Source organism: Chryseosolibacter histidinae (genome assembly GCF_018598225.1).
Taxonomy (GTDB): domain Bacteria; phylum Bacteroidota; class Bacteroidia; order Cytophagales; family Cyclobacteriaceae; genus Chryseosolibacter; species Chryseosolibacter histidini.
The window spans coordinates 22724-45306 of sequence record NZ_JAHESF010000021.1 but is presented as its reverse complement, the minus strand read 5'-3'; the positions used below and the strand labels follow the sequence as shown (position 1 = coordinate 45306).

General features: G+C 50.3%; 17 protein-coding genes. 10 read left to right on the top strand and 7 right to left on the bottom strand.

Annotated elements, in window-relative coordinates:
- The first annotated feature begins 72 nt into the window (after positions 1 to 72).
- The 5 genes from KK083_RS19620 (at position 73) to KK083_RS19600 (ending at position 6951) form a co-directional block, all read left to right on the top strand.
- Positions 73 to 4332: a CHAT domain-containing protein gene (locus KK083_RS19620; RefSeq protein ID WP_254166604.1), complete on the top strand. Its 4260-nt coding sequence runs from the start codon at positions 73 to 75 to the stop codon at positions 4330 to 4332.
- A gap of 109 nt (positions 4333 to 4441) precedes the next feature.
- Entirely contained in the window at positions 4442 to 4672 is a 231-nt protein-coding gene (locus KK083_RS19615) for a hypothetical protein (RefSeq protein ID WP_254166602.1), read from the top strand.
- Between the two features lie 121 nt (positions 4673 to 4793).
- Positions 4794 to 5246 carry an IS200/IS605 family transposase gene (gene tnpA / locus KK083_RS19610; protein WP_254166600.1) on the top strand — a complete coding sequence of 151 codons (453 nt, stop codon included), beginning with the start codon at positions 4794 to 4796 and terminating at the stop codon, positions 5244 to 5246.
- Positions 5247 to 5509: 263 nt separating this feature from the next.
- Positions 5510 to 6133, top strand: coding sequence for a GyrI-like domain-containing protein (locus KK083_RS19605; protein WP_254166592.1), 624 nt, complete (start codon positions 5510 to 5512; stop codon positions 6131 to 6133).
- Between the two features lie 71 nt (positions 6134 to 6204).
- Positions 6205 to 6951 (top strand): PLDc N-terminal domain-containing protein, encoded by a 747-nt coding sequence (locus KK083_RS19600; RefSeq protein WP_254166584.1) that lies wholly within the window; start codon positions 6205 to 6207, stop codon positions 6949 to 6951.
- A 137-nt stretch (positions 6952 to 7088) separates the two neighbouring features.
- Here the strand turns inward: KK083_RS19600 and KK083_RS19595 are convergent, their stop codons facing one another.
- Positions 7089 to 9461 carry an ABC transporter permease gene (locus tag KK083_RS19595; protein WP_254166582.1) on the bottom strand — a complete coding sequence of 791 codons (2373 nt, stop codon included), beginning with the start codon at positions 9459 to 9461 and terminating at the stop codon, positions 7089 to 7091.
- Between the two features lie 171 nt (positions 9462 to 9632).
- Here KK083_RS19595 and KK083_RS19590 point away from each other — a divergent pair, with 171 nt between their 5' ends.
- The 3 genes from KK083_RS19590 to KK083_RS19580 all read left to right on the top strand — a co-directional run bounded on the left by KK083_RS19590 (position 9633) and on the right by KK083_RS19580 (position 13803).
- Entirely contained in the window at positions 9633 to 11000 is a 1368-nt protein-coding gene (locus KK083_RS19590; protein WP_254166580.1) for a sigma-54-dependent transcriptional regulator, read from the top strand.
- Between the two features lie 112 nt (positions 11001 to 11112).
- Positions 11113 to 12525 (top strand): sensor histidine kinase, encoded by a 1413-nt coding sequence (locus tag KK083_RS19585; RefSeq protein WP_254166578.1) that lies wholly within the window; start codon positions 11113 to 11115, stop codon positions 12523 to 12525.
- 261 nt (positions 12526 to 12786) lie between these two features.
- On the top strand, positions 12787 to 13803 hold the full coding sequence (locus KK083_RS19580; protein WP_254166572.1) for a BON domain-containing protein: 1017 nt from the start codon (positions 12787 to 12789) through the stop codon (positions 13801 to 13803).
- Positions 13804 to 13897: 94 nt separating this feature from the next.
- Here KK083_RS19580 and KK083_RS19575 read toward each other — a convergent pair whose 3' ends face one another.
- Genes KK083_RS19575 through rpoN form a run of 3 tightly spaced genes read right to left on the bottom strand, consistent with a single transcriptional unit; the run spans position 13898 to position 16770 of the window.
- A complete protein-coding gene (locus tag KK083_RS19575) occupies positions 13898 to 14683 on the bottom strand; it encodes an enoyl-CoA hydratase-related protein (protein WP_254166571.1) in 786 nt (261 codons plus the stop codon).
- Between the two features lie 13 nt (positions 14684 to 14696).
- Complete coding sequence (locus KK083_RS19570; protein WP_254166569.1) at positions 14697 to 15272, bottom strand: hypothetical protein; 576 nt, start codon at positions 15270 to 15272, stop codon at positions 14697 to 14699.
- A 49-nt stretch (positions 15273 to 15321) separates the two neighbouring features.
- Positions 15322 to 16770 carry an RNA polymerase factor sigma-54 gene (gene rpoN / locus KK083_RS19565; protein WP_254166567.1) on the bottom strand — a complete coding sequence of 483 codons (1449 nt, stop codon included), beginning with the start codon at positions 16768 to 16770 and terminating at the stop codon, positions 15322 to 15324.
- 259 nt (positions 16771 to 17029) lie between these two features.
- Here rpoN and asnS point away from each other — a divergent pair, with 259 nt between their 5' ends.
- Entirely contained in the window at positions 17030 to 18463 is a 1434-nt protein-coding gene (asnS, locus tag KK083_RS19560; protein WP_254166560.1) for an asparagine--tRNA ligase, read from the top strand.
- Between the two features lie 184 nt (positions 18464 to 18647).
- Here asnS and KK083_RS19555 read toward each other — a convergent pair whose 3' ends face one another.
- Entirely contained in the window at positions 18648 to 19478 is an 831-nt protein-coding gene (locus KK083_RS19555) for a universal stress protein (protein ID WP_254166558.1), read from the bottom strand.
- A gap of 81 nt (positions 19479 to 19559) precedes the next feature.
- On the opposite strand from KK083_RS19555, the gene KK083_RS19550 reads away from it, so the two are divergent.
- Entirely contained in the window at positions 19560 to 20591 is a 1032-nt protein-coding gene (locus tag KK083_RS19550; protein WP_254166556.1) for a threonine aldolase family protein, read from the top strand.
- Here the strand turns inward: KK083_RS19550 and KK083_RS19545 are convergent.
- Both KK083_RS19545 and KK083_RS19540 read right to left on the bottom strand, forming a co-directional pair.
- Positions 20588 to 20950, bottom strand: a complete 363-nt coding sequence (locus KK083_RS19545) for a T9SS type A sorting domain-containing protein (protein WP_254166554.1) — start codon at positions 20948 to 20950, stop codon at positions 20588 to 20590. The two genes, KK083_RS19550 and KK083_RS19545, sit on opposite strands and share 4 nt — an antisense overlap.
- Before the next feature lie 108 nt (positions 20951 to 21058).
- Complete coding sequence (locus KK083_RS19540) at positions 21059 to 22564, bottom strand: NAD(P)H-hydrate dehydratase (RefSeq protein WP_254166552.1); 1506 nt, start codon at positions 22562 to 22564, stop codon at positions 21059 to 21061.
- Between the last annotated feature and the right edge of the window lie 19 nt (positions 22565 to 22583).

Genomic DNA, 22583 nt, shown 5'->3' with positions numbered 1-22583 from the left:
CCCTCCTTTATACATGGAGCGGCAGCAAATGCCCCGAATTGCTTAAATTTGCTTAGCTCAAACAACCTTACCATGAAGAAAGTCAGTTTTCTAACACTGTCTGTACTGTTATGTCTTTTTGCCAGCCAGGCCGCTTACTGCCAGAACAAAAAGCTGGACAAAGCCCTGCAAAAAATTGACAACTACTATAATTCCGGCCGCCTTGAAAAAGCGCTTTCGTCTTTGGGCAAATTCAAAAAAGGAGCCCTGAAGGCCGGCGCGAACAGCAATTACATGGTAGTGTACTACCTGCAGGACGCCCGCATCAACCTGGCCATGGGTATTATCGAGGGATTTGAGACCTCCCTGACCAATGCGCTGGCCACAAGCCTTAACGTTTACGGAGAAAACAGCACCAGCTATGCCACCACCATGCTGGATGTTGCCGACATCTACCTCGATTATGGCAATTTCCGCATCAGCCGAGAGTATATCGAAAAAGCAGAAGCTGTTCTCAAAAAGACAGATCAGCTTAACGATGCCATGAAAGGCAGAATTGCCCTTGCCAAAGCAGAAGCGATGATCGGCCAGGGATTTGCCAACACCGCGCTGGACCTGCTGCGCGAATACGAGAAATACTTTGCAGCCCGTGCCGTGGAAAAAGAAACCATTGTTGAAGGCAACGAGATCAAAACCAAACGTATTCCCGAAGGCGAGCTGTTTCAGCGCTTCAACGACTATGCAAAATTAAAAACACTGATCGGCAGCGCCATCGCCAAAAAAGGCAGGATCTCCATTATCGGCGCCGATGCAGAAAATCCTGATGTTGACGCGGCATTCCTGGAGCTGGACAGCTGGCTCAAAGGCAAGCGAAGGTTCCTGGGTGAGACGAGCCTTGCGGACATCGAATACCGCTACGTGTGGGCTAAAGCTTTTAAGGAGAATGGGAACAAGGACCTCGACGATTCACGCCTCGAGTTCGACAACATGCTCAGCGATCTGAAAAAGAAAACGAATCCCACGAACGCCCTGGCGCATGAGATCTATATCAGCTACCTGGAATTGCTGATGTCTAAAGGGATCAATGCCCGTTACATCAATACAAAGCTGGAATATGAGAAAGTGATCGACAAGTACTATCCCAAGGCCAGCCTGCACCGCGTGAACCTGAAAGCGGTGGAGTTCGATACCAAGATGCAAAGAGACCAGACCCGCAATCTTGAAACAAACGCGCTGAACCTCATCAGCTCCAAATCGCTGCCCAAGAACTACAAAACCACCATCCGTATTTATGAGTTCCTGTACGAGGTAGCGCTCGCAGAGCAACGTTACACCAACGCCGAATCGTACCTCAACCAGCTGCTGGAGATCAAAAAAGACCTTTGCGGCGAAAACTCTCCCGAATATCACCTGGCCAGGGTGCACCTCGCCAACTTCTACCTCGACTACACCAACAAAATGGATGAGGCAGGAAAGATCTACGAGGAAAGCTTCTTCCGCATCGTGGTAAAGGAGATCGACAAGAACCACAAGGACATGATCACGATCCTCAACCACATTGCACAGTGGTATGAGTTCACCGACAAGTATAACCTCGCTGCCAAGACCCTGAAGGATGCCAGGGAAGCTACAATCCAGAAATTCAAGAACGACGACATCCTGCTGGGAATGGAATTGAACAACATCGCCAAACTTCAGCTGAAGCTCGGTGAGTATGACGAAGCCGAGGCCAACATCCTGAAAGCGCTCGAGATCATTGACCTGAAAGAGAACCGGGAGTATGCAGAATGGCGGCCATCATACATCAGCGCGCTGGAGAGCCAGGCCAAGCTGTATGGATTGAAAGGTCTGTTCGACGAAGCGGAAAGCAACCTGGAGCGTACACGCAAGCTGATCCAGAAAGCCGACGGTCCCATGGGAGATGAGCTTTCAACAGCGAAAGAGCTTTCATCCCTGTTGATCCAGCTGGGCCGTTATTCAGCCACCGATAAGCTGCTGAACAACCTGATCGAGGAATATGAACGCCTCTTCGGAAAAAGCACCCTGCGCCTTATCGACCCGCTGGTAGACAAAGGCCGCATCCTGCTTGCCAAAGGAGATTATACCGAAGCCGAAAAAACCGCGCTCCGGGCTTACCAGATCGCCAACAGCATCTATGGTGACAATTCAACCAAAACAGCGCCGACCCAAAAACTGCTCGGTGACATTTATTACACCCTCGGCGACTACGAAAAAGCGGAGGCCAACGTAACCAAGGCCATGGCCAGCCAGGAGAAACAGTTCGGGCGCAAGCACATTGAAGTGGCCAAATCACTGTCGCAGTTGGCGCTTATCAAATTCTACAAGGGAGATAACGCCCAGCAGGTGGAAAAGCTGATGATCGAATCGAGGGATGTGATGGCCGAAAAGCTCGGCAAAGACAATCCGCAGTATGCCGAGATCCTGAAGAACGTAGCGGTGCTCTACATCTCGGAACGCAGGTTCGATATCGCCTTCAACTCCCTCACCGTGGCTGAAAGCATCTGGAAGGCCAAGGCCGGAAGGAAGAACAACATCAACACCGCCAGCATCTACACGCTCACCGGAGACGTTTACTACCAGCAGAAGAATTATAAAAGAGCAGAAGAGTTCTACATCAAAGCCAAAAACCTGTATGAAAGTTTCTTCAGCACCACGCACCCCGAATACGTGAAGGTGCTGTCGAAGCTCAGCAAGGTGTACTACATGGAGCAGGACTTCAAACGCTCGAAGAAGAACATCGAAGATGCGCTTGGAAACTATGAGAACTTTATCAAGCAGTTTTTCCCTGCCCTGAGCGAGCGTGAAAAAGCAAAGTACTGGAATACCATCAAGGGCGACTTCGAGTTCTACAACACCCTTGCCTTCAGTAACCTCGACGATTTCAAGGACCTCACCAAAAAAGTATACGATTACCAGCTGCTCACCAAAGCGCTGCTGTTGAGCTCCTCTATTAAGATCCGTGAGCGCATCATGAACAGCACCGATGAGCCCCTCAAGGCGCAGTACAACACCTGGATCCAGAAGAAAGAGCTGCTGACCCTTGCCCTGTCCATGAGCGCCACCCAGCTCACCGAAAACGAGATCGACCCGAATCAGCTTCACCAGGAAGTAGAGCGCCTGGAGAAAGAGCTTAGCCAGCGTTCAGAGATCTTCGGCGAAAGCTTCGAGAACAAACGTATCACCTTTGACGATGTAAGAAAGTCGCTGAAGCCCAATGAAGCTGCCATCGAAATGGTGCGGTACCGTTATTTCAATCATAGCCTCACCGATTCCGTGATCTATGCAGCGCTTTATGTAAAACCGGAGCTCACCAAACCCAAAGCGATCATCCTGAAAGATGGACACCGCATGGAAACACGTTTCTTCAAATTCTATCGCAACGCTATCACAGGTAAACTCGAAGACAACATTTCTTATGGCGTGTTCTGGCAACCGATCATCGAAGAGATCGGGCAGGTAGCAACCATCTATCTTTCCGCCGATGGCATCTATAACCAGATCAACCTGGAGGCCATTGCCACCCCCGACGGCCGGTTCGTGATCGACAACTCCAACATCGTGCTGGTGAGCAACACGAAAGATATTTTCCTGCGCAAGGCAAAGACCCGGGCAGCTACAGACAACACAGCAATGATGTTCGGTAACCCCACCTTCTACCTGACAGCCTCAGCCGATAACAAAAACATCGCCTCCCTGCCTGGCACCGAGAAGGAGATCAACCAGCTTCAGTTCATGCTCAAGCAAAAAGGATGGAATACATCTGAATATGTTGAACGTTCTGCCGCCGAAGAAAAAGTAAAAGAGCTGAACAGTCCCAAGATCTTTCACATTGCAACACACGGTCTCTACAGGCCCTCCACAAACCTGACGCTCGAGAAAGAGATCGAAGGGAATGAGGCGTTGCTGGCCCAGAACCCTTTGATGCGCACCGGACTGCTGCTGAGGGGCGCGGGCGATCTGCTCGACAAAACTGACTACAACTACAACATGGAGAACGGTATCCTGACTGCCTACGAAGCCATGAGCCTCAACCTCGACAAGACTGACCTGGTGGTGCTGAGTGCCTGTGAAACCGGTCTCGGCGATCTCGAAGCCGGTGAAGGTGTGTACGGGCTGCAGCGTGCATTTCTCGTGGCAGGTGCGAAGGTACTGATCATGAGTATGTTCAAGGTAGACGATGATGCCACGCAAAAACTGATGCTGAAATTTTATCAGAAGTGGTTGAACTCAAACAACCTGCGTCAGAGCTTCATCGACGCCAAAAAAGAGCTTCGCGTGGAGTACCCTGAACCGATCTACTGGGGTGCCTTCATGATGATCGGAATCGACTAATACATTTCCGGTTAACAACAATACCAAAGACCGCACGAAGTATCCGTGCGGTCTTTTTTTTATTGTGGATGAGGATATGAATTGATAAATTGCTTGAAATGCTTTTATTATGGAGACAATAATTAAAGTAAAGCCGTCTGAACTAAATATTGAATTGCTTCAGAAAATAAAAGACTTCATCGGCAACAGAAAAAATATAGAGATCACCATCTCACTTAATGAATTCGATCCCAGATATAATGACGAGCTCGATCGTTCTATCAGGCAAGCCGAACAAGAAGCAAATCTGATCAGCTTTACGATGGAAGAATTCATGTCTTATACGCCTAAAGCTTTTTAGCCCTGAAAGGGCGTAGACTCAAAACGCAGGGTGTCAGCCCTGCGTGTCGCTAAGGTTATGCCCACAAGCCCTGAAAGGGCGCGATAACTCGATCACCCCAAATAAATAACCCCTCTCTCCTATGCCACAGTCACTGGCCAAAAACCTCGTTCACATTACATTCACTACTAAACATCGGCAGCCGTTAATACAGCCACCCTTCGAAGATGATCTTCATCAGTATATCGCAGGCATCTGTTATAACCTTCAATGTTATCCAATCAAGGTGGGAGGATTCACAGATCACATTCATATTCTGTGCGTGCTCTCGAGGAAGCTCTCATTATCAAAGCTCATCGAAGAAGTAAAATCACATTCTTCGAAGTGGATGAAAACCAAAGACGAAAGTCTTAGAAACTTTTACTGGCAGGATGGGTACGGTGCTTTTTCCGTCAACCCTTTAGGAATCGAAGTGGTTAAACGTTACATCGAAAGACAACACGAGCATCATACAAAAATAACTTTTCAGGATGAGTTCAGACAATTACTTACCAAGCACAAAATCGAGTACGACGAACGGTATGTATGGGATTGATGGGTGTGTCCAGGAGTATCAAGGCGCGTAAGAACGTATTACGCCCCGTTGGGGCTTTCACCGAGTTTCACGTTAGAAGCGTAGGGCTTACACCCTACGCTTCTTGCTTGGCGCCCTTTCAGGGCTGGCGTGACTGACTGCCCCCTCGCCTAAGGTATACTACTTGTAAGCCCCGGCGTTTCGCATCCAGACTTTTTTTGAAACCATACTGACATAGGGCTGTCACTGGTGGTGGATTATTTTACACCATCAAAACTATTCGTATGGACAAACTTGATCTCACAAAAAAGTACAAAAGTTACTATACGGCCAAGGCAAAACCCGAGGTGGTTGAAATTGAAAAAGCGCAATTTCTGTCGATCACAGGCAAAGGCGATCCTTCCGGCCAGGCTTTTGCTGAAAAGCTCCAGGGTTTGTACTCCATGGCTTATACCATCAAATTTATGATGAAGGAGAAAGGCAAAGATTTCACTGTTGCCAAACTGGAGGGCTTGTGGTGGTACGATGAAGAAAAATACGGAGCGCCTTCGATCTCAGAGGCACCCCAAAAAGTGCCCAGAAGTGAGTGGGAGTATCGGCTGCTGATCAGGATGCCTGATTTCGTTACCCGCCAGCACATAGAAACCGCCAGACATACCGTAGTTTCGAAAAAAGGCATTGCTCTTGCCGCGGAAACCGGTCTGTTTGAAATGGCAGAGGGAAAGACCGTACAAATGCTGCATGTAGGCCCGTTCGATAAAGAACCTGAAACACTGGAGCAAATGGCAGCCTTTATGCGCGACAAAAACTTCAAGCGCAACGGGCTTCACCATGAGATCTACCTTTCGGATTTCAGAAAAACGGCACCTGCCAAATTAAAAACCATACTGCGGGAGCCTGTCATGTAAGCGCCGAATGATGAGCGGTATTGGCAAAGTGTCGGGGGAATGCTAACTTTCAAGGCAAGATCCCCCACATCATGCTCAGATTTTACACTCCCATACTCATTCTGCAGATCTTCTGTTTGTACCATGCTTACAAAAGCAACTCACAGCAGAAATGGTACTGGCTCATCATTTTCTTTCCTTTCTTCGGAAGTCTTCTTTACCTCTTCGATACATTTTACACCAGGGGAAATATCAGAAATCTCACGGAAGGTGTAAAAGGTATGATGAACAGCAACTACAAGCTCGAGCAACTTGAACGGGACCTGAAGTTCAGCGACAACGTATCCAACAGGGTCAGGCTCGCGGATGCCTACATGCACTATGAAAGATATGACGATGCTATACCGCTCTACAGCGGCTGCCTTCAGGGGTTTATGGCCGACGATGTTCCGCTGCGGCTGAAATTGTTACGGGCATATTTTTTCAGCAAACATTATAACGAAGCCATCGCGCTGGGCCAGGAGCTTGAAACAGAGAAGAGTTTCAGAAATGCGGAGGAACGAACGATCTACGCCTGGTCGCTCCACTTCAATGGCAACACCACGCTGGCCTGGAAAGTGTTCAATGACATGGACAAGTCCTATACAAATTACTGGCACCGGACGGAGTATTGTAAATTTCTGATGGCCACGAACAGAGCGGAAGAATCCAAATCGAAACTTGCCGAACTGCTGGAGGAATTCAATTACATGCGGGATGGCGAGCGACGGTTAAACAAACCGGTGATCAGGGAAGTTACAGATCTCTATAACAGCACACTCAAACGAGCTCACCGTTAATGGCCATATAGACAAGTGTGCCGATACATACCGTAATCACTGTGCCCATGACCAACCAAAAACGTACGGGCTAACGCACATGGCTGTTGGCGTTAAAGACCTTCTTATCATTCCGTTAAATCGTACCTCATCTCCTCCTACTCTTCTTTTAACGTTTCGGCGGGATTCTGTGTAGCGGCGCGGATAGTCTGGCTTCCTACGGCAATGGCTGCCATCAGAAAAACCATCGCGAACGCAGAAACATACACGATGGCATCCACTGGGGTACGGTAAGCGAAATTGTTAAGCCAGTAGCTGGTCATGATAAAATATGCCACAGGGGCCGCCACCGCGAAGGCGATGACGATGAGCAGGAAATAATCACGGGAGAGCAACGCTACCAGCTGACGCAACGATGCGCCGAGCACCTTGCGGATGCCGATCTCTTTTCTGCGGCGTTCTGCGGTGAACATGGCCAAACCCAACAGTCCGAGCATCGAGAGAAAGATCGCCATGGCCGTGGCAACGGTAATGACCCTGGACCATCGTGCTTCAGAAGCATACTGGTTATTGATGTCATCGTCCAGGAAAAAATACTCGAATGGAGAATCAGCGTTCGTCCTTTTCCAGACGTCTTCGATCTTCTGGCGTCCGGCAACGATCTGCCTCGGCGCAAGCCGCACCATCAGGTAAGTATCGGTCAGCTTCCGGTTATGAAGGAACATCAAAGGTTGGATCTGCCATTGCAATTGTGAATGGTGAAAGTCTTTCACCACGCCAACAATCGTGGGATTGCTCACCCAACCGATGGAACGGTTTAGCTTCATGCCGATGGAATCCTGCAGGTTCAGCGTTTTCATCATGGTCTCGTTGATCATGATCGCTGCACTTCCCTCGGCCTGACCTTCCTGAAACGGCACTCCAAGCACTACTTTCATATCCATGGTGCGGAGGTAATCGTCATCAACGCTGATGGTGTAGATAGGCGCGCGCGAACCACCGGGCATTTCCAGGAATGTGATGTTGTTGCCACGGGTGAAAGCGCTGGAGCTTTTGGTCACGTTCACTACTTCAGCAAATTTTTTGATCTCCGTTTTGATAAAGTCCGCAGAAGCAGTGTCACGGCTATTGAACGAGATAACCAGCACCTGCTCCTTATTGTAGCCGAGGTCTTTGTTCATCATGTAGTGATGTTGTTTCCACATCACCACGGCGCACACGATCAGGATCACCGATAAACCGAACTGCAACGAAAGCACAGAACGGGTGAGCCAGTTGCTGCCACCAATGGTAAGATATCGTTTGAAGCTTTTAAGCGCGCTGAGCCCGGACAAGATCATGGCCGGATAAAGACCTGCCAGTATACCCACGATGATGGTGACGATCGCGAAACCCGCATACACCTCAGGATGGCTCCAGTCGAAAACAGAGACTGATACACCCAGCATATCGCGGCAAGCCAGCAGCACCAGCTCTGCCAGCCCCAGCGCCAGCACAGCAGCAAACGCGCTCAGCACAAGCGCTTCGATAAGAAACTGTCTGACAAGCTGCAATCTCCCCGCGCCCACTACTTTCCGTACACCCACTTCTATTGCCCTGCGCGAAGCCTGAGCGCTTGTGAGGTTCATAAAATTGAAACACGCCAGCAAAAGAATGATCAATGAAACACCGGCAAATACATACAGCGATTTAATGTTGCGTCCGGCCAGGAGGCCCGCACCTTGAAATCCTTCATGCAGATGATGGTCGGCCAGTGAACGAAGCACAAAGATCATGGACGGGGTACCATCAGGATTTTTCTTCCGTTGCAGGTGACGGTCAGAAAAATCCGGCAGCACCTCACGCACAGACCCGATCGTTCCGGGGGCCACCTTCACAAAACTTGTGATGTAAAAAGAACTCCAATCGCTCTTGGCTGCCTGATCATTGACATAACGATTCTCCAGCGGAATGAGGAAATCGAACGAGATGCTGGAGTAAGCCTCCGGTGAAGCAACCACACCTGATACCATGAAGTCAACCCATTCATTGTTCAGCTGAATGCGCAACACCTCTCCAAGCGCGTTGCGTGCGCCAAAATATTTCTGCCTGATCTCGTCGCTGATCACAACCTGCTTCAAACCGGTGAGCGCTTTGGCGGCATTGCCCTCCCGCAACGAAAAGGTGAAGAAAGAAAGGAAATTGGGATCAGAGAGCACAACATCATGTTTGAACCGCTCCGTGCCGATCTGCACAAACGTTTCTTCATTGGCCGTTCGAAGCGTGGCTGTGATGGCAGGCAGGTCTTTTTCAATGGCCTCCGCAAAGGGATACGGTGTTCCATTGATGTTCAGGTCCCGCATGCTGGCGGATACATGATAGATGGCGTCGATGTCGTGATGAAACCGGTCAGCCGAAAGCTCATGCCTGATATAAAGTCCCGCTACCAGACACGAAGCCAGTCCGAGCGATAGCCCGGAAAGGTTGATCACTGATATAAAGCTGTTCTTCCTGAAACTTCTGAGCGCGGTTCGGATATGGCTGCGGAACATGGATTATGATTTATTGATACCAGGCTTTTTGCTAAAATCAGGCCACTATCACAATGTTTTGAAAATCAGTTATTTAAAACAACAGAAACCCCTCTATTGTATCGCATCCGATACACCGTTGTGTTTGCAAGTGATACATTTATAACTACCTTCATATGACTCTTTACAAACATGATCACTGCTAAAATACTCATTGTAGACGACGACCGCGACATCCTTGAAACGGCACGAATGTTCCTGAAGCAGGAGTTCTCACACGTACAGATCGAAGAAAATCCGCAGCGTATCAACGCGCTGGTCAGGTCTGCCGAATACGATGTGATCCTGCTCGACATGAATTTCAAGATCGGTGTGAACGACGGTGAAGAAGGTTTTTTCTGGCTGGGCGAGATCCTGAAAGCCGATCCTCAGGCCGTGGTCATTCTCATCACCGCTTATGGCGAAGTTGATCTTGCCGTAAAGGCGATGAAACATGGCGCCACAGACTTCGTGCTCAAGCCGTGGAAAAATCAGAAGCTGCTGGGCACGATCATGGCCGCCCTGCAGCTCCGGCAGTCGAAGAAGGAAGTGGAGAAGCTGAAGCTGACGCAGGAGAAGCTGAGCAATGCCATCGACCAGCCTTACATCGACTTCATCGGCGACTCCCCTGCCATACAACGGGTACACGAGCTGATCGACCGCGTGGCTGCCACGGATGCAGACGTGCTGATCCTGGGTGAGAACGGCACCGGGAAAGAATTGGTAGCACGCGCCATTCACCGAAATTCATTGCGGAAGGATAAAGTTTTTATCAGCGTGGACCTGGGCGCCATCACGGAAACACTTTTTGAAAGCGAGCTCTTTGGTCATGTTAAGGGCGCTTTCACCGACGCACGGCAGGACAAGCCTGGGCGATTCGAGCTCGCTTCGGGTGGCACCATTTTTCTGGATGAGATCGGCAACCTGTCGATGGCCCTGCAATCAAAACTGCTGACCGTGCTGCAACACCGGAAAGTACAACGGGTTGGCGCAACGCAGGAAATTCCCGTGGACTTCAGGTTGATCTGTGCCACCAACATGCCGCTGAATGAAATGGTGTACGAAAAAAAATTCAGGCAGGACCTCCTTTACAGGATCAACACCGTGGAGATCCGTGTACCGCCTTTGCGGGAAAGAGTTGATGACATTACACTGCTGTGCGATCATTTTCTACAAGCGTATGGAAAGAAGTACAAACGGCCGGGAATGAAGATCGATAAAGCCGTGCTTCAGAAAATGAAAAAATATTTCTGGCCCGGCAATATCCGCGAGCTGCAGCATGCCGTTGAGCGCGCGGTGATCCTGAGCGAAGACCGTGTGATCGCTTCGCCGGAGCTACTGATCAGCGGAAGTGCCGCAAAACCCAAACAGGATAGTCCGCCACGAACGCTGGAAGAGATGGAAAAGATCTTCATCCTTCAATCGTTGGATGACAACGGCGGCAACGTAAGCCAGACGGCCCTTGCGCTCGGCATGACCCGCACCGCGCTGTACCGGAGAATGAAGAAACACGGAATATGAGTCCACGGTCGACGGTCAACAGTCCATGGACGATCGGTGTGAGGATCGACGTAAAGTCCTGGAACAAGACGCGATTTGAGAGGTATGCGCCGCTCAATTCACACTACCTGCCATGGACTATCGACTGTGGACCGTGGACCTTTCATCAACTGTCAACTGCTACAGAATGATCTACAAACGTTTCACCTTCCTGGTCATTGTGCGCATCGTTCTCCTGCTTGCGAACGTGATCGTCATCTCATTGATCTTTGGTGACAAACGTCTTTTCTTCAACCAGATCATTCTCGGACTGCTGCTGATCGTACAGGTAGCGGAGCTTGTGCGCTTCGTGAACCATACCAACCGCGAGCTGGCCAAATTCTTCTATGCCATCCGTCATTCGGATTTCTCCATCTCCTTCAAGCAGTCCATCATGGGCAGGTCGTTCAAAGAGCTTCACGAAAGCATGGGCGGCATCATCCAGGCATACAAGCAGGTGAAGATCGAAAAAGAGGCGCAGTTCCATTTTCTGCAGATGCTTGTCAACCAGCTTCACATCGGCATCATTGCCATAGAACAAAATGAAAGCATTTCGCTGATCAATCCACACGCCGAAAACATGCTGGGCATCCCCGGCCTGAAAAACTGGAAGCTCGTGCAACAACGCAATCCGGTTTTTGCAAGCGAGATCGAACACCTGGGCAGCAATGGAAAAAAGCTTGTGGAAATGCGGTCATCATCTGAAACACATTTCCTCACAGTGGATGTGCGCACGTTGCTTATCCTCGACAAACCCCTAAAGCTTATTACGCTGCAGGATATCAACTCCGAGATCGAGCAGAAGGAGATCGAAGCATGGCACAAGCTGATCCGCATCCTCACGCACGAGATCATGAACTCCGTGACTCCCATTTCGTCGCTCACGGAAACCATGCAAGGTTTTCTGAAAGACAAGGCAGGCAACGAGAAGCAGCTTCACGAGCTGAAACAGGAAACCATCTCCGACATCAGCTTTTCACTGAACACCATCCAGAAACGCAGCGATGGATTGCTTCACTTCATCGAGAACTATCGCAAGCTCACGCGGGTGCCGAAACCCAATCCTGAAAAGGTAAATGCAGAAGAATTCCTGGAAGCGGTCAGGAACCTGATGTCGAAAGAGCTGACACGCAAAAATATTACACTGACAGTATCCGCCACGTCCGATCTGGAGATCGGCATGGATCCGGCGTTGGTTGAACAGGTGCTCATCAATCTTATTACCAACAGCATTCACGCGCTCGAACATTCTTCCGCGCCGCACATCGGGCTCAGGGCTTACCGTACAGACAAGCAGACCGTCATAGAAGTAGCTGACAACGGAAAGGGAATATCCCCCAAAGAGCTGGGCGAGATCTTCATTCCATTCTTTTCCACCAAAAAAGATGGTTCAGGAATAGGATTGAGCTTATCCAAACAGATCATGAGCCTGCACGGCGGATCGATCACCGTACATTCGGAAGTCAACAAAGGCACTTCGTTCTTTCTCCACTTCAGGAACCAGTAGGCAGTAGGCAAACCCGATGGTCATCGGGGCAGTGGGCAATGGTGCTGTCGCTTTTCTTTTTTTCAAACAGAACTCAACTTTTCCAGTAGGCCTCAACCTTTGCCTACTGTCACGGTAGCGAAGCTATCGTGAATTTGCCTACTGCCTACTATTGAGTACGGTCGTCTACATCCTCCCTATTATGCAATAAAAAACGTCAAGGCACATTTTTGTTACCCGATGTTTTTCTTTTACAATTTCCACAATCTAAAAATAATAACTATGGCAGACTACAATCGCAACCGGGGTCCTTACCGCACCTCAAATCAGGATTGGAATGACAATCGCAGCCGCAGCAGTCGTTATGAAGATAGCGACCGTAATTATGGATCATCTGAATATCGTGGAAGCGAAAATCGCGACTATGATGAAGGTACTGCTGGCTGGCAGAGCCGCCATGAGCGTGAGCGCGATGACTATGGCCGTGGCGATATGTACAGCACTGGCAGGTATGGCCGTCACTACGAAAGTGATTTCAACGCTGGAAACTATGCGGGCGACCGTGACTATGGTTATGCATCATACTACGGAAGTGGATCGACGAATTATGGCGGCCTAAGCGGCGACTATAAGAACCGTGACCGCAACCTGTATGACCGTGACTTTGAAGGAATGGGCCGCAAGGGTTACTCCAACAGTGGCACACGCTTCGGCGCCGGCAATTATGGAAACTACGGTGACATGAGCCGTTATGAGAATGAAGGCCGCAGCCAGGGTCGCGGCGGATATGGCTACAGTGGCTCGGGTGGAGAATACGAAAGCCGCAACCGTGGAGACCGCAGCTGGTGGGACCGCACCACAGACGAAGTTTCATCATGGTTTGGAGATGAGGATGCCGAACGCAGGCGCGAGCGCGACAAGCAGATGGGACAATACAGAGGCAAAGGTCCCAAGAACTATAGCCGCTCCGACGAACGTATCAAAGACGATGTCAACGACCGTCTCGCCGACGATCCGTTCATCGATGCAACAGAGATCGAAGTGTCAGTATCGAATGGTGAAGTGACACTCACCGGAACCGTTGATCATCGCAGCACAAAAAGACGTGCAGAAGACCTGGCCGAAATGGTATCAGGCGTGAAGAACGTTGAAAACCGCATTCGCGTGGGGCAAACCTCCGATTACAGGAACCCTGAAAAAGAATCGCAGAGCACCGGCACACAAGCTACTGCATCACAAAGCACATCCGGTGTTGCCGGCTCCGAACGCACCCGGAGCAAAAGTTATGTAACAGGATAAAATGAAAGTACGAGGGACGAAGTACGAAGTACGAGGTGTCGGGATTTCCGTACTTCGTACCTCGTATCCCGTACCTAATATCAACTTTTTTCTATCACTTCCCCTGGAATCTGGGTTTCCGTTTTTCGAGAAAAGCTGCCACACCTTCCTTATAATCGTTTGATGATCCTGCGATCTCCTGAGCGTAGGCTTCGTACTCCAGCATTTCGTCCAGCGATGACGTGGCTGACTTGTTCAGCATCTTTTTGATGAGCCCGATGGCTTTGGTGGGTGCCTGGGCGTAATAATCGACATATTCTTTTACAGCAGCATCGAGCTGATCTGGGGCAACCGCTTTGCTGATCAGTCCCATCTCGGCAGCTTCTTTCGCTTTTACACGTGTGCCCATGCTGCAGAGCTCAAACGCCTTGGCCATGCCTACGAGGCGCGGCAGAAAATAAGACGAACCGGAGTCGGGCACCAGGCCGATGTTGATGAATACTTCAATAAGGGTTGCTTCTTCCGATGCCACAATTACATCGGCGGCCAGCGCGAGGGAGCACCCCGCTCCGGCAGCCACACCGTTGAGTCTGCACACGATGGGCTTCGGCAGCGTACGCATGGCGCGGATGATCGGGTTGTAACGTTTATGTAACGAATCGAGGAACGAGCGCTTCTCCTGTCCGGAGGCGGCTTTCAGATCCTGGCCTGAACAGAACGCTTTTCCTTCGCCAGTGAGCACCACCACACGAACGGATTCATCTTTCGCTACGGCCTTGAGGGCATCCTGAAGCTCGTAGGTGATCTCGTCGTTCAACGCATTATAAACTTCGGGACGGTTCAGCGAGATAGTGGCTACGCCCTGTTCCTGCCGGAAAAGCAAAAATTGATAAGCGCTCATGGAATTTTTTATGTTAGAACAAAATTAACATTCCTGCAATGCTCGTTGCCAGGCCCAGCACGCCTCCCAGCATCACCTCGTGTGAGCTATGCGCCGCCAGCTGCAGCCGCGACGACATCACCACACCCGCCAGCAGTATCAGGCCTATCGTGGCATAAAAAAGCGTGTTCACCTCTGCGATCTTGGTGAGCAGCAACGTGATGCCTACAAATCCCCAGATGGCTACACTGTGAACACTCACCTTGAAGAAAAAGGTAGCGATCGTAGAAACAACCACCAGCAGATCGATGATGATCATCAGCTTTAAGAAATTATGATCAGGGCCAAGGCCTGTTTTCACATACAGCAGGTAAGTCACGGCAACATAGATCGCCGAGATAAAAACAAAAGGTATCAGCCGTTCCTTCCTTTCAACCATGGCAAATGAGCGAATGGTACCGAAGATCCTGAAGATAACGATATTGGAAAGCGGCAACAGGAACGTGACGATGAAGACGAGCACGATGTAGGCAGGCTGCGACCCGGGCTGAAGCGGGGCAAGCGCCGATGGTAATGCCCACGCCAGCAACGAAAAAAGATAGGTTGCCATCAGCAGCGGGTGGAATATAACGGAAATGATACGGGCCAGGGCGTTCACGTCAGATCTCCTTTCTTAAGCGTGCAACAGGAATATTGAGTTGCTCCCGGTATTTTGCTACCGTACGCCGTGCAATGTTATAACCTTTGTCGTTGAGGATCTTTTCGAGCTTATCGTCAGAAAGGGGTTTGTTCTTATCTTCAGCATCGATAATGTCTTTGATGATCTGCTTCACTTCGCGGCTGCTCACTTCTTCGCCTGAATCGGTGGAGATGCCTTCAGAGAAAAAGTATTTGAGTGGATAAATACCGAAGTCGGTCTGCACGGCTTTGCTGCTCGCCACCCGCGACACGGTGGAGATGTCCATATTGATCATGCCAGCGATGTCTTTCAGGATCATAGGTTTCAGCTTGGTCTCATCCCCTTCCAGGAAAAAGTCATACTGAAAATCAACAATGGCACGCATGGTACGCAACAGGGTCTGCTGGCGCTGTTTGATGGCGTCGATGAACCATTTGGCCGCATCCAGCTTTTGCTTCACGAACGTCACCGCTTCCTTCAGTTTCTTGTCTTTCTTATTGCTCTTGTCATACGCCTTGAACATTTCGGTATACGACCGGCTGATGCGCAGCTCGGGAGCATTGCGGCTGTTCAGGGCCAGCTCAAGCTTGCCGTTGTTGTTGGTGAGGATAAAGTCCGGGATGATGTACTGGTTCTTGGCCATCGTAGCCATGCTTCCGCCACCCGGCTTGGGGTTCAGCTTCACAATGAGGTCTATGGCGTCGCGTACAAAATCCTCGTCTTCGGTATCGAGCTTCTTCTGGATCTTGTGGTAGTGTTTCTTGGTGAACTCATCGAAACATTCAGCGATGATCTTTTTGGCTACCGCCACATCGATATCGTGGCCATTGTCCATCCGGTCTAGCTGCAGCAGCAAACACTCCTGTAAAGTACGCGCTGCAATTCCGGGGGGGTCGAAGGTCTGGATCTTTTTCAGCACAGCCTCCACCTCATCTACCGTGGTTTCAATACCCTGTGAGAACGCGAGGTCATTCACAATGGCTTCGAGCTCGCGGCGGATGTATCCGTCACTTTCAATACTTCCGATCAATTGTTTACCGATGGCATACTGGCGATCGTCCAATCCCAAAAAGTCGAGCTGGCTCATCAGTTGCTCATGCAGGGAGGTGGCCATGGGGATCGGCATCTCGCGATCGTCGTCATCGTCGCCGTCACCCTGCATTTTGTATCCACTGTAGTCGTCGTCGCGGAGGTAGTCTTTGATGTCGATCTCCTCTTCGCTTCCCGATGACTCCTGGTATTCTTCTTCGTTTGTGCTCTCCGCCGGAGTTTCCTGGTCTTCCCCTTCTTCCAGCGCTGGATTCACCTCGAGCTCCTCCTCGATCCTGCTTTCCAGTTCAGCTGTAGGCACCTGCAGCAGCTTAATGAACTGGATCTGCTGGGGTGACAGCTTTTGTTGTAAGGATTGGCTTAAACCGAGTTTTTGCATTCTGAATCGCTAATTCGCACTAAATATTAACCGCAAAGTTATTAATTAAGGTCACTTAGTAAAACCTGTATTTGCTCAGAACGCCTCGAATTTTGCCTCTCACAGGCCTTTATCACTATTTTCAAATATCTATTATTGCCCCTCTATCAATCAATCTTTAGGCGCCAAACGGCCGCTTTGGCTATGAAATTCAACAAGTTTTTTCGTTTTTTGCGAACCTTCCGGTGGCCTAAAACCGGCAATAACACGTTCTCCTAACATGAAACGTACCAAAATAAAAGAACTTTTAACTACCACCCCTTCCGGACAACAGGTTACGGTGCAGGGATGGGTCAGAACTTTCAGGAACAACCAGTTCGTAGCCATCAATGATGGCTCTACCATTCAGAATATTCAGGCCGTAGTTGATTTTAATAATACACCCGAAACATTACTTAAAAGGATCACCACCGGTGCGTGCGTTTCCATCACGGGCGAGCTTGTGCCCTCGCCGGCCAAAGGTCAGCCCGTGGAAGTAAAGGTGCAGAAACTTGAGATCCTGGGCGACAGCGATGCCGAGAAATTTCCGCTTCAGCCCAAAAAACATTCACTCGAATTTTTGCGTGAGATCGCCCACCTGCGCGCCCGCACCAACACGTTTGGCGCTGTGATGCGGGTACGGCATGCCATGGCTTTTGCCGTACACAAATTCTTCAACGAACGCGGGTTTGTCTACGTTCACACGCCGGTGATCACGGGCTCCGATGCCGAAGGTGCTGGTGCCATGTTCAGGGTAACCACGCTGGATGCCAACAACCCGCCGCGCGATGAGCAGGGAAAGGTAGATCACAAGCAGGACTTCTTCGGCCGCGAGACCAACCTCACTGTATCGGGCCAGCTTGAAGGCGAGACCTATGCTCTAGCGCTGGGTGATATCTATACCTTCGGGCCTACATTCCGTGCTGAAAACTCCAACACCACCCGTCACCTGGCCGAGTTCTGGATGATCGAACCCGAGATGGCGTTCTACGATATCCAGGATAACATGCAGCTTGCGCAGGATTTTTTGCAATACCTCGTGCGGTATGCGCTGGAGCATTGCGCTGAAGATCTCGAATTCCTCAACAAACGCGCCCTGGAAGAAGAGCAGACCAAGCCGCAGGAGCAACGCAGCGAGCTGAGCCTGATCGACCGCCTGAAGTTCGTTTCAGAAAATGATTTCCAGCGACTCAGCTATACGGAAGCCATCGACATACTCCGGAGCTCTACGCCCAACAAGAAGAAAAAATTCCAGTACCTCATCGATGAATGGGGTGCCGATCTTCAGTCAGAGCATGAGCGTTTCCTGGTGGAGAAACATTTCAAAAAACCGGTGATCCTCTATAACTATCCGGCAGCCATCAAATCGTTTTACATGCGTCAGAATGAGGACGGAAAAACCGTAGCTGCCATGGATGTGCTCTTCCCGGGTATCGGTGAGATCATCGGAGGCTCGCAGCGTGAAGAGCGGTACGACCGCCTGCTGAAACGTGTACAGGAGCTCGGCTTACCGGATAAGGACCTGTGGTGGTACCTTGAGCTGCGCAAGTTCGGCTCGGCCCCGCACAGTGGTTTCGGCCTCGGCTTCGAACGCCTGATCCTGTTTGTTACAGGCATGACCAATATCCGTGACGTGATACCGTTCCCGAGGTTCCCGGGTAACGCGGAGTTTTAGAATGGTCGCCAGTTGCCGGTTACCAGTTGCCAGTTTGGTGACGTGCCATTTTCTATGCTTAGTGCAAAGAATAGGAGATCGATATGAGACTTGGTTTTTACGCTATCTCAAATTTGCCTGATCGGAGTTGAAGACGTTATACACGCGGCTCTAAACCGGCTACCCGGCAACTGGCAACCGGCAACTATCTCTTCTGCTTAAACGCCAGCAGCGGCACACTGCTTTGAAACGCCATTTTGCGGGTCATGCTGCGGTCGAAGAGCTTCTCGTAGAAGGTGAGGTTGTGGGTGAACATTGCCAGCAGGTCGGCCTTGCACACCCCCAGATACTGGTCGATCGCGCCTTCAATAAAATAGTCGACAAGCACGAGGGTCACCACATTGGTGTACCCGAGCCTCTGAACAATTTTATCAACTTTTTCTTCAAGCGCTTCAACATCTTTGCCGGAGGGCGCAATGTGCAGCAGGTGAATGGTGGCGCCGAAGTTCTCAGCATAGGGCATGAGCATCTTCAGCTCCTTTTCTGCATTCTTCAGATCAGAGGCGTAAACGATCTCTTTAAAACCTTTGAACTTCGCACGCTCCGGAACAGCCAGTACCGGAACCTGGCTGAGCTCGATAACCGATGCGGTGTTGCTTCCCACAACAGCTTTTTTCAGTCCGCTTGCTCCCTTGGTGCCCATCACGATCAGCCCGGTCTTTAACCGTTTTGCTTCCTTTTTTATGGCATCATGAAAATCAGATGCGCGCACAACCCTGCAGCTGATGGGTTCGGTGGTCTTCACGGACTTGCACACTTCTTTGATGAGCTTGTTGAGATCCCGTTCGGCAAAGGTGATCAGGTCGTCTTCCAGGTCTTTGATCTTGTCGTGCATGGAGTGGCGAACCGTTTGTGTAATGGTTACCACATGCAGGAGCGTTATATGACCGTCGAGCTGATTGGCGATCTTGATGGCGTACAGAACTGCTACTTTCGACAACGCTGAGAAGTCGGTGGGAACAAGGATGTTGATCATGAGAGGATAACCATATATCTCTTCTAAAGTAATGGTTTTTAGTGATCTTAGCCTTATTTTGAGCCCCAGAGTACAAGAACGATGACAAAAAATACGTTTGCCAGTGATAATTATGCGGGAGTTCATCCCGAGATCATGGAAGCATTGCAACGCGCCAACCAGGGCCATGCTGCCTCTTACGGCGCCGATGGATTCACGGACCGGGCAGTAAAAAAATTCAGGGAATATTTCGGGGAGACCGCTGAAGTGTTTTTCGTTTACAACGGAACAGGCGCCAATGTGCTCGGCCTGCAGGCACAGACCCATTCCTTTCATTCTGTTTTGTGCTCCGAGCTAGCGCATATCAATGTGGATGAATCAACCGCCCCGGAGAAGTTCACGGGCTGCAAGCTGATACCGGTGCCCACGCAAAACGGCAAGATCTATCCCGACCAGCTCGAGGCCAGGGTCATCAGGCTTGACGACCAGCACCATCCGCAGGCGAAGGTCATTTCCATCTCGCAGACCACGGAGTATGCTACTGTGTATACTGTTGAAGAAGTGAAAGCGCTATCGGCGGTAGCCAAAAAATATAATCTTTATCTACACATGGATGGCTCACGCCTGGCCAACGCAGCGGCAAGCCTCAATACCGACTTTGCATCCTTTACCCGTGATGCCGGCGTGGATGTGCTTTCGTTTGGCGGAACCAAGAACGGCATGATGTTCGGAGAAGCGGTGATCTTCTTCAAGCCCGAGCTGGCCGGATACTTTAAATTCATCCGCAAGCAGGGCATGCAGCTGCATTCGAAGATGCGTTTTATCAGCGCCCAGTTCGAAGCACTGCTCTCCAACGACCTCTGGAAACGAAGCGCTATACATTCCAACAAAATGGCGAAGCTGCTGGAGCAGGAGCTCAAAAAGATCAGCAGTGTGAAAATAACCCAGTCGGTGGACGCCAATGGCATCTTTGCGATCATGCCTCCAGCGATCATCCCGGAGCTCCAGCAAGAGCACTTCTTTTATATCTGGAATGAAAAAACGTCTGAGGTACGGTTGATGTGCTCGTTCGATACTACGGAAGAAGATGTGAGAAGCTTTTCTGAGAAGCTGAGATCGTTAACAGCGCGTTAACGTTTCAGGAATTTGTAGGTGCCGCGGAATTTGGATTCGGCATCTTTTACAGCGATGAAATAATATCCTGAAGCCAGGTCTTTAACCTTCACGCGCAGCTCGTGCTCGTTCACTACTTCAGATTCAACCTCCATCTGATTGCCGATGATGCTGTGCAGCGTAAGCTTTACTTTTTCGGCGGGGAGGTCTTCAACTTTTACATGAAGGAATTCGGTAGCAGGGTTGGGAAAGATCTGAACCGATTTGATGGGATCGCGCTCCAGGCTTATACCTGGCTCATCCTGATGTGCCGTCTGTGCCCAGCCCAACTGGGAGGCTGCAGCCAGGATCAACACCAGAAACAATTTGAGTAAACGCATATCCATTTAAGTTATTACAATATACGACAAAATTCGCACCAAAGTTCGGGTCAAAACACCGTTTTTTGATATTTAGATGCAAAACGGCCGCTAAAAGTTTAACACCGGCTAAAATTTATTTAGAACGGTTTTGAATGATTGGGGTAAAAATTCCACCAAATCTGTGGCGATCAGACTAAAAGTCCCCTTTTCCCTACTGCCGATATCACCTGCCAAACCATGCAAATACACACCCGCCAGGGCCGTTTCTTCCGCAGAATAGCCCTGCGCGAGCAAGCCGGTGAGAATTCCTGTCAGTACATCGCCGCTGCCGCCCTTGGCCATTCCCGGGTTTCCTGTAGGGTTGAAATAAACCTTTCCGTCAGGAGTGGCAATAGAAGAATAAGCGCCCTTGAGCACCACAACACACTTAAGCTCTGAAGCCAGGCGTTTCTGTTTTTCCAGTCTTTGGAAGTCATTGTCCCATTTGCCCGCCAGTCGTTCAAATTCTTTCGGATGGGGTGTGAGGATACTGTTCTCCGGGATCCGTTTCATCAGCTCCGGATTGACGCCAAGGATGTTCAGCGCATCGGCGTCGATCACCAGGGGTGCCTTGAAGTTCGCCAGCACCTGTGCCAGCGCTTTGACCGTGGCGGGCTCCTGCCCGATGCCGGGACCAATGCCTATCGTGGAATATTTCTCAAGCGAGGGTGCTTCTGTGAAGAAATGCTCGTGCGTATCGATGCTGGCCATGGCTTCGGGCAACGCCGTCTGCAGGATGGTGTAACCGCTCTTAGGTACGTGCACAGACAACAACCCAGGGCCTGAACGCAAAGCCGCCGCGGAAGCCAGCAATGCGGCGCCCATCTTGCCGTAACCTCCCGCGATGATCAGTGCATGGCCAAAAGTGCCCTTGTGATCAAACCGTTTGCGTGGTCTTATGATCCTGGTGATATCTTTTGCTGTCACCAGGAAATGGGAGGTCTCCGATTGCCTGATGAAGTCCTTATGCAAACCAATGTCGACCGTGGTCCACTCGCCAGTGAATGGATGCGAATGCGGAAAGAAAAAAGCAAGCTTGGGGATCTGAAACGAGACTGTATAGTGCGCTTTGATGATGTCTCCTGATGAGGGATTATCTGCCAACAGGCCTGAAGGAATATCGACAGCGATGCGCATGGCATCTGTTTCATTCATGCAACGGATGGCCTGTGCATAAATGCCGTCTGCGGGACGCGACAGTCCCGAACCGAAAATGGCGTCGATCAAAACATCTCGGTCGGTAAACAATCCTTTATCCGATTCGGTGATGATGTCCGCGATCTCGGGTTCGCCTTTGATCCGCTCGAGGTTCGTTTTAAAATCGGCCGATTCGGGTACCAGTCCCCGCACGATCCAGACCTTCACGGGATAACCCCAGTCGTGCAACATCCGGGCGATACCCAGACCGTCGCCGCCGTTATTGCCGGTACCACAGACGATACCGATCTTTTTAGTAGCGTCGATGCGCTGCACAAACCAGTTTACAAACGCGCGGCATGCCCGCTCCATCAGATCGATAGATTTTACCGGCTCATGCTCAATGGTGTGAGCATCCAGCGCTTTGATCTGTTTGGTATTGAGTATCCTGACCATCTCAAGAGAATAACACCTC

Bases quoted from the DNA above. Each gene is read 5' to 3' on its own strand.
- KK083_RS19595 (WP_254166582.1), bottom strand. From the start codon at position 9,461: ATGTTCCGCAGCCATATCCGAACCGCGCTCAGAAGTTTCAGGAAGAAC.
- KK083_RS19555 (WP_254166558.1), bottom strand. From the start codon at position 19,478: ATGATCAACATCCTTGTTCCCACCGACTTCTCAGCGTTGTCGAAAGTA.
- tnpA (WP_254166600.1), top strand. From the start codon at position 4,794: ATGCCACAGTCACTGGCCAAAAACCTCGTTCACATTACATTCACTACT.
- KK083_RS19570 (WP_254166569.1), bottom strand. From the start codon at position 15,272: ATGGCAACCTATCTTTTTTCGTTGCTGGCGTGGGCATTACCATCGGCG.
- KK083_RS19615 (WP_254166602.1), top strand. From the start codon at position 4,442: ATGGAGACAATAATTAAAGTAAAGCCGTCTGAACTAAATATTGAATTG.
- KK083_RS19550 (WP_254166556.1), top strand. From the start codon at position 19,560: ATGACAAAAAATACGTTTGCCAGTGATAATTATGCGGGAGTTCATCCC.
- KK083_RS19605 (WP_254166592.1), top strand. From the start codon at position 5,510: ATGGACAAACTTGATCTCACAAAAAAGTACAAAAGTTACTATACGGCC.
- KK083_RS19580 (WP_254166572.1), top strand. From the start codon at position 12,787: ATGGCAGACTACAATCGCAACCGGGGTCCTTACCGCACCTCAAATCAG.
- KK083_RS19585 (WP_254166578.1), top strand. From the start codon at position 11,113: ATGGACTATCGACTGTGGACCGTGGACCTTTCATCAACTGTCAACTGC.
- KK083_RS19575 (WP_254166571.1), bottom strand. From the start codon at position 14,683: ATGAGCGCTTATCAATTTTTGCTTTTCCGGCAGGAACAGGGCGTAGCC.
- KK083_RS19600 (WP_254166584.1), top strand. From the start codon at position 6,205: ATGCTCAGATTTTACACTCCCATACTCATTCTGCAGATCTTCTGTTTG.
- KK083_RS19540 (WP_254166552.1), bottom strand. From the start codon at position 22,564: ATGGTCAGGATACTCAATACCAAACAGATCAAAGCGCTGGATGCTCAC.
- rpoN (WP_254166567.1), bottom strand. From the start codon at position 16,770: ATGCAAAAACTCGGTTTAAGCCAATCCTTACAACAAAAGCTGTCACCC.
- KK083_RS19620 (WP_254166604.1), top strand. From the start codon at position 73: ATGAAGAAAGTCAGTTTTCTAACACTGTCTGTACTGTTATGTCTTTTT.
- asnS (WP_254166560.1), top strand. From the start codon at position 17,030: ATGAAACGTACCAAAATAAAAGAACTTTTAACTACCACCCCTTCCGGA.
- KK083_RS19545 (WP_254166554.1), bottom strand. From the start codon at position 20,950: ATGCGTTTACTCAAATTGTTTCTGGTGTTGATCCTGGCTGCAGCCTCC.
- KK083_RS19590 (WP_254166580.1), top strand. From the start codon at position 9,633: ATGATCACTGCTAAAATACTCATTGTAGACGACGACCGCGACATCCTT.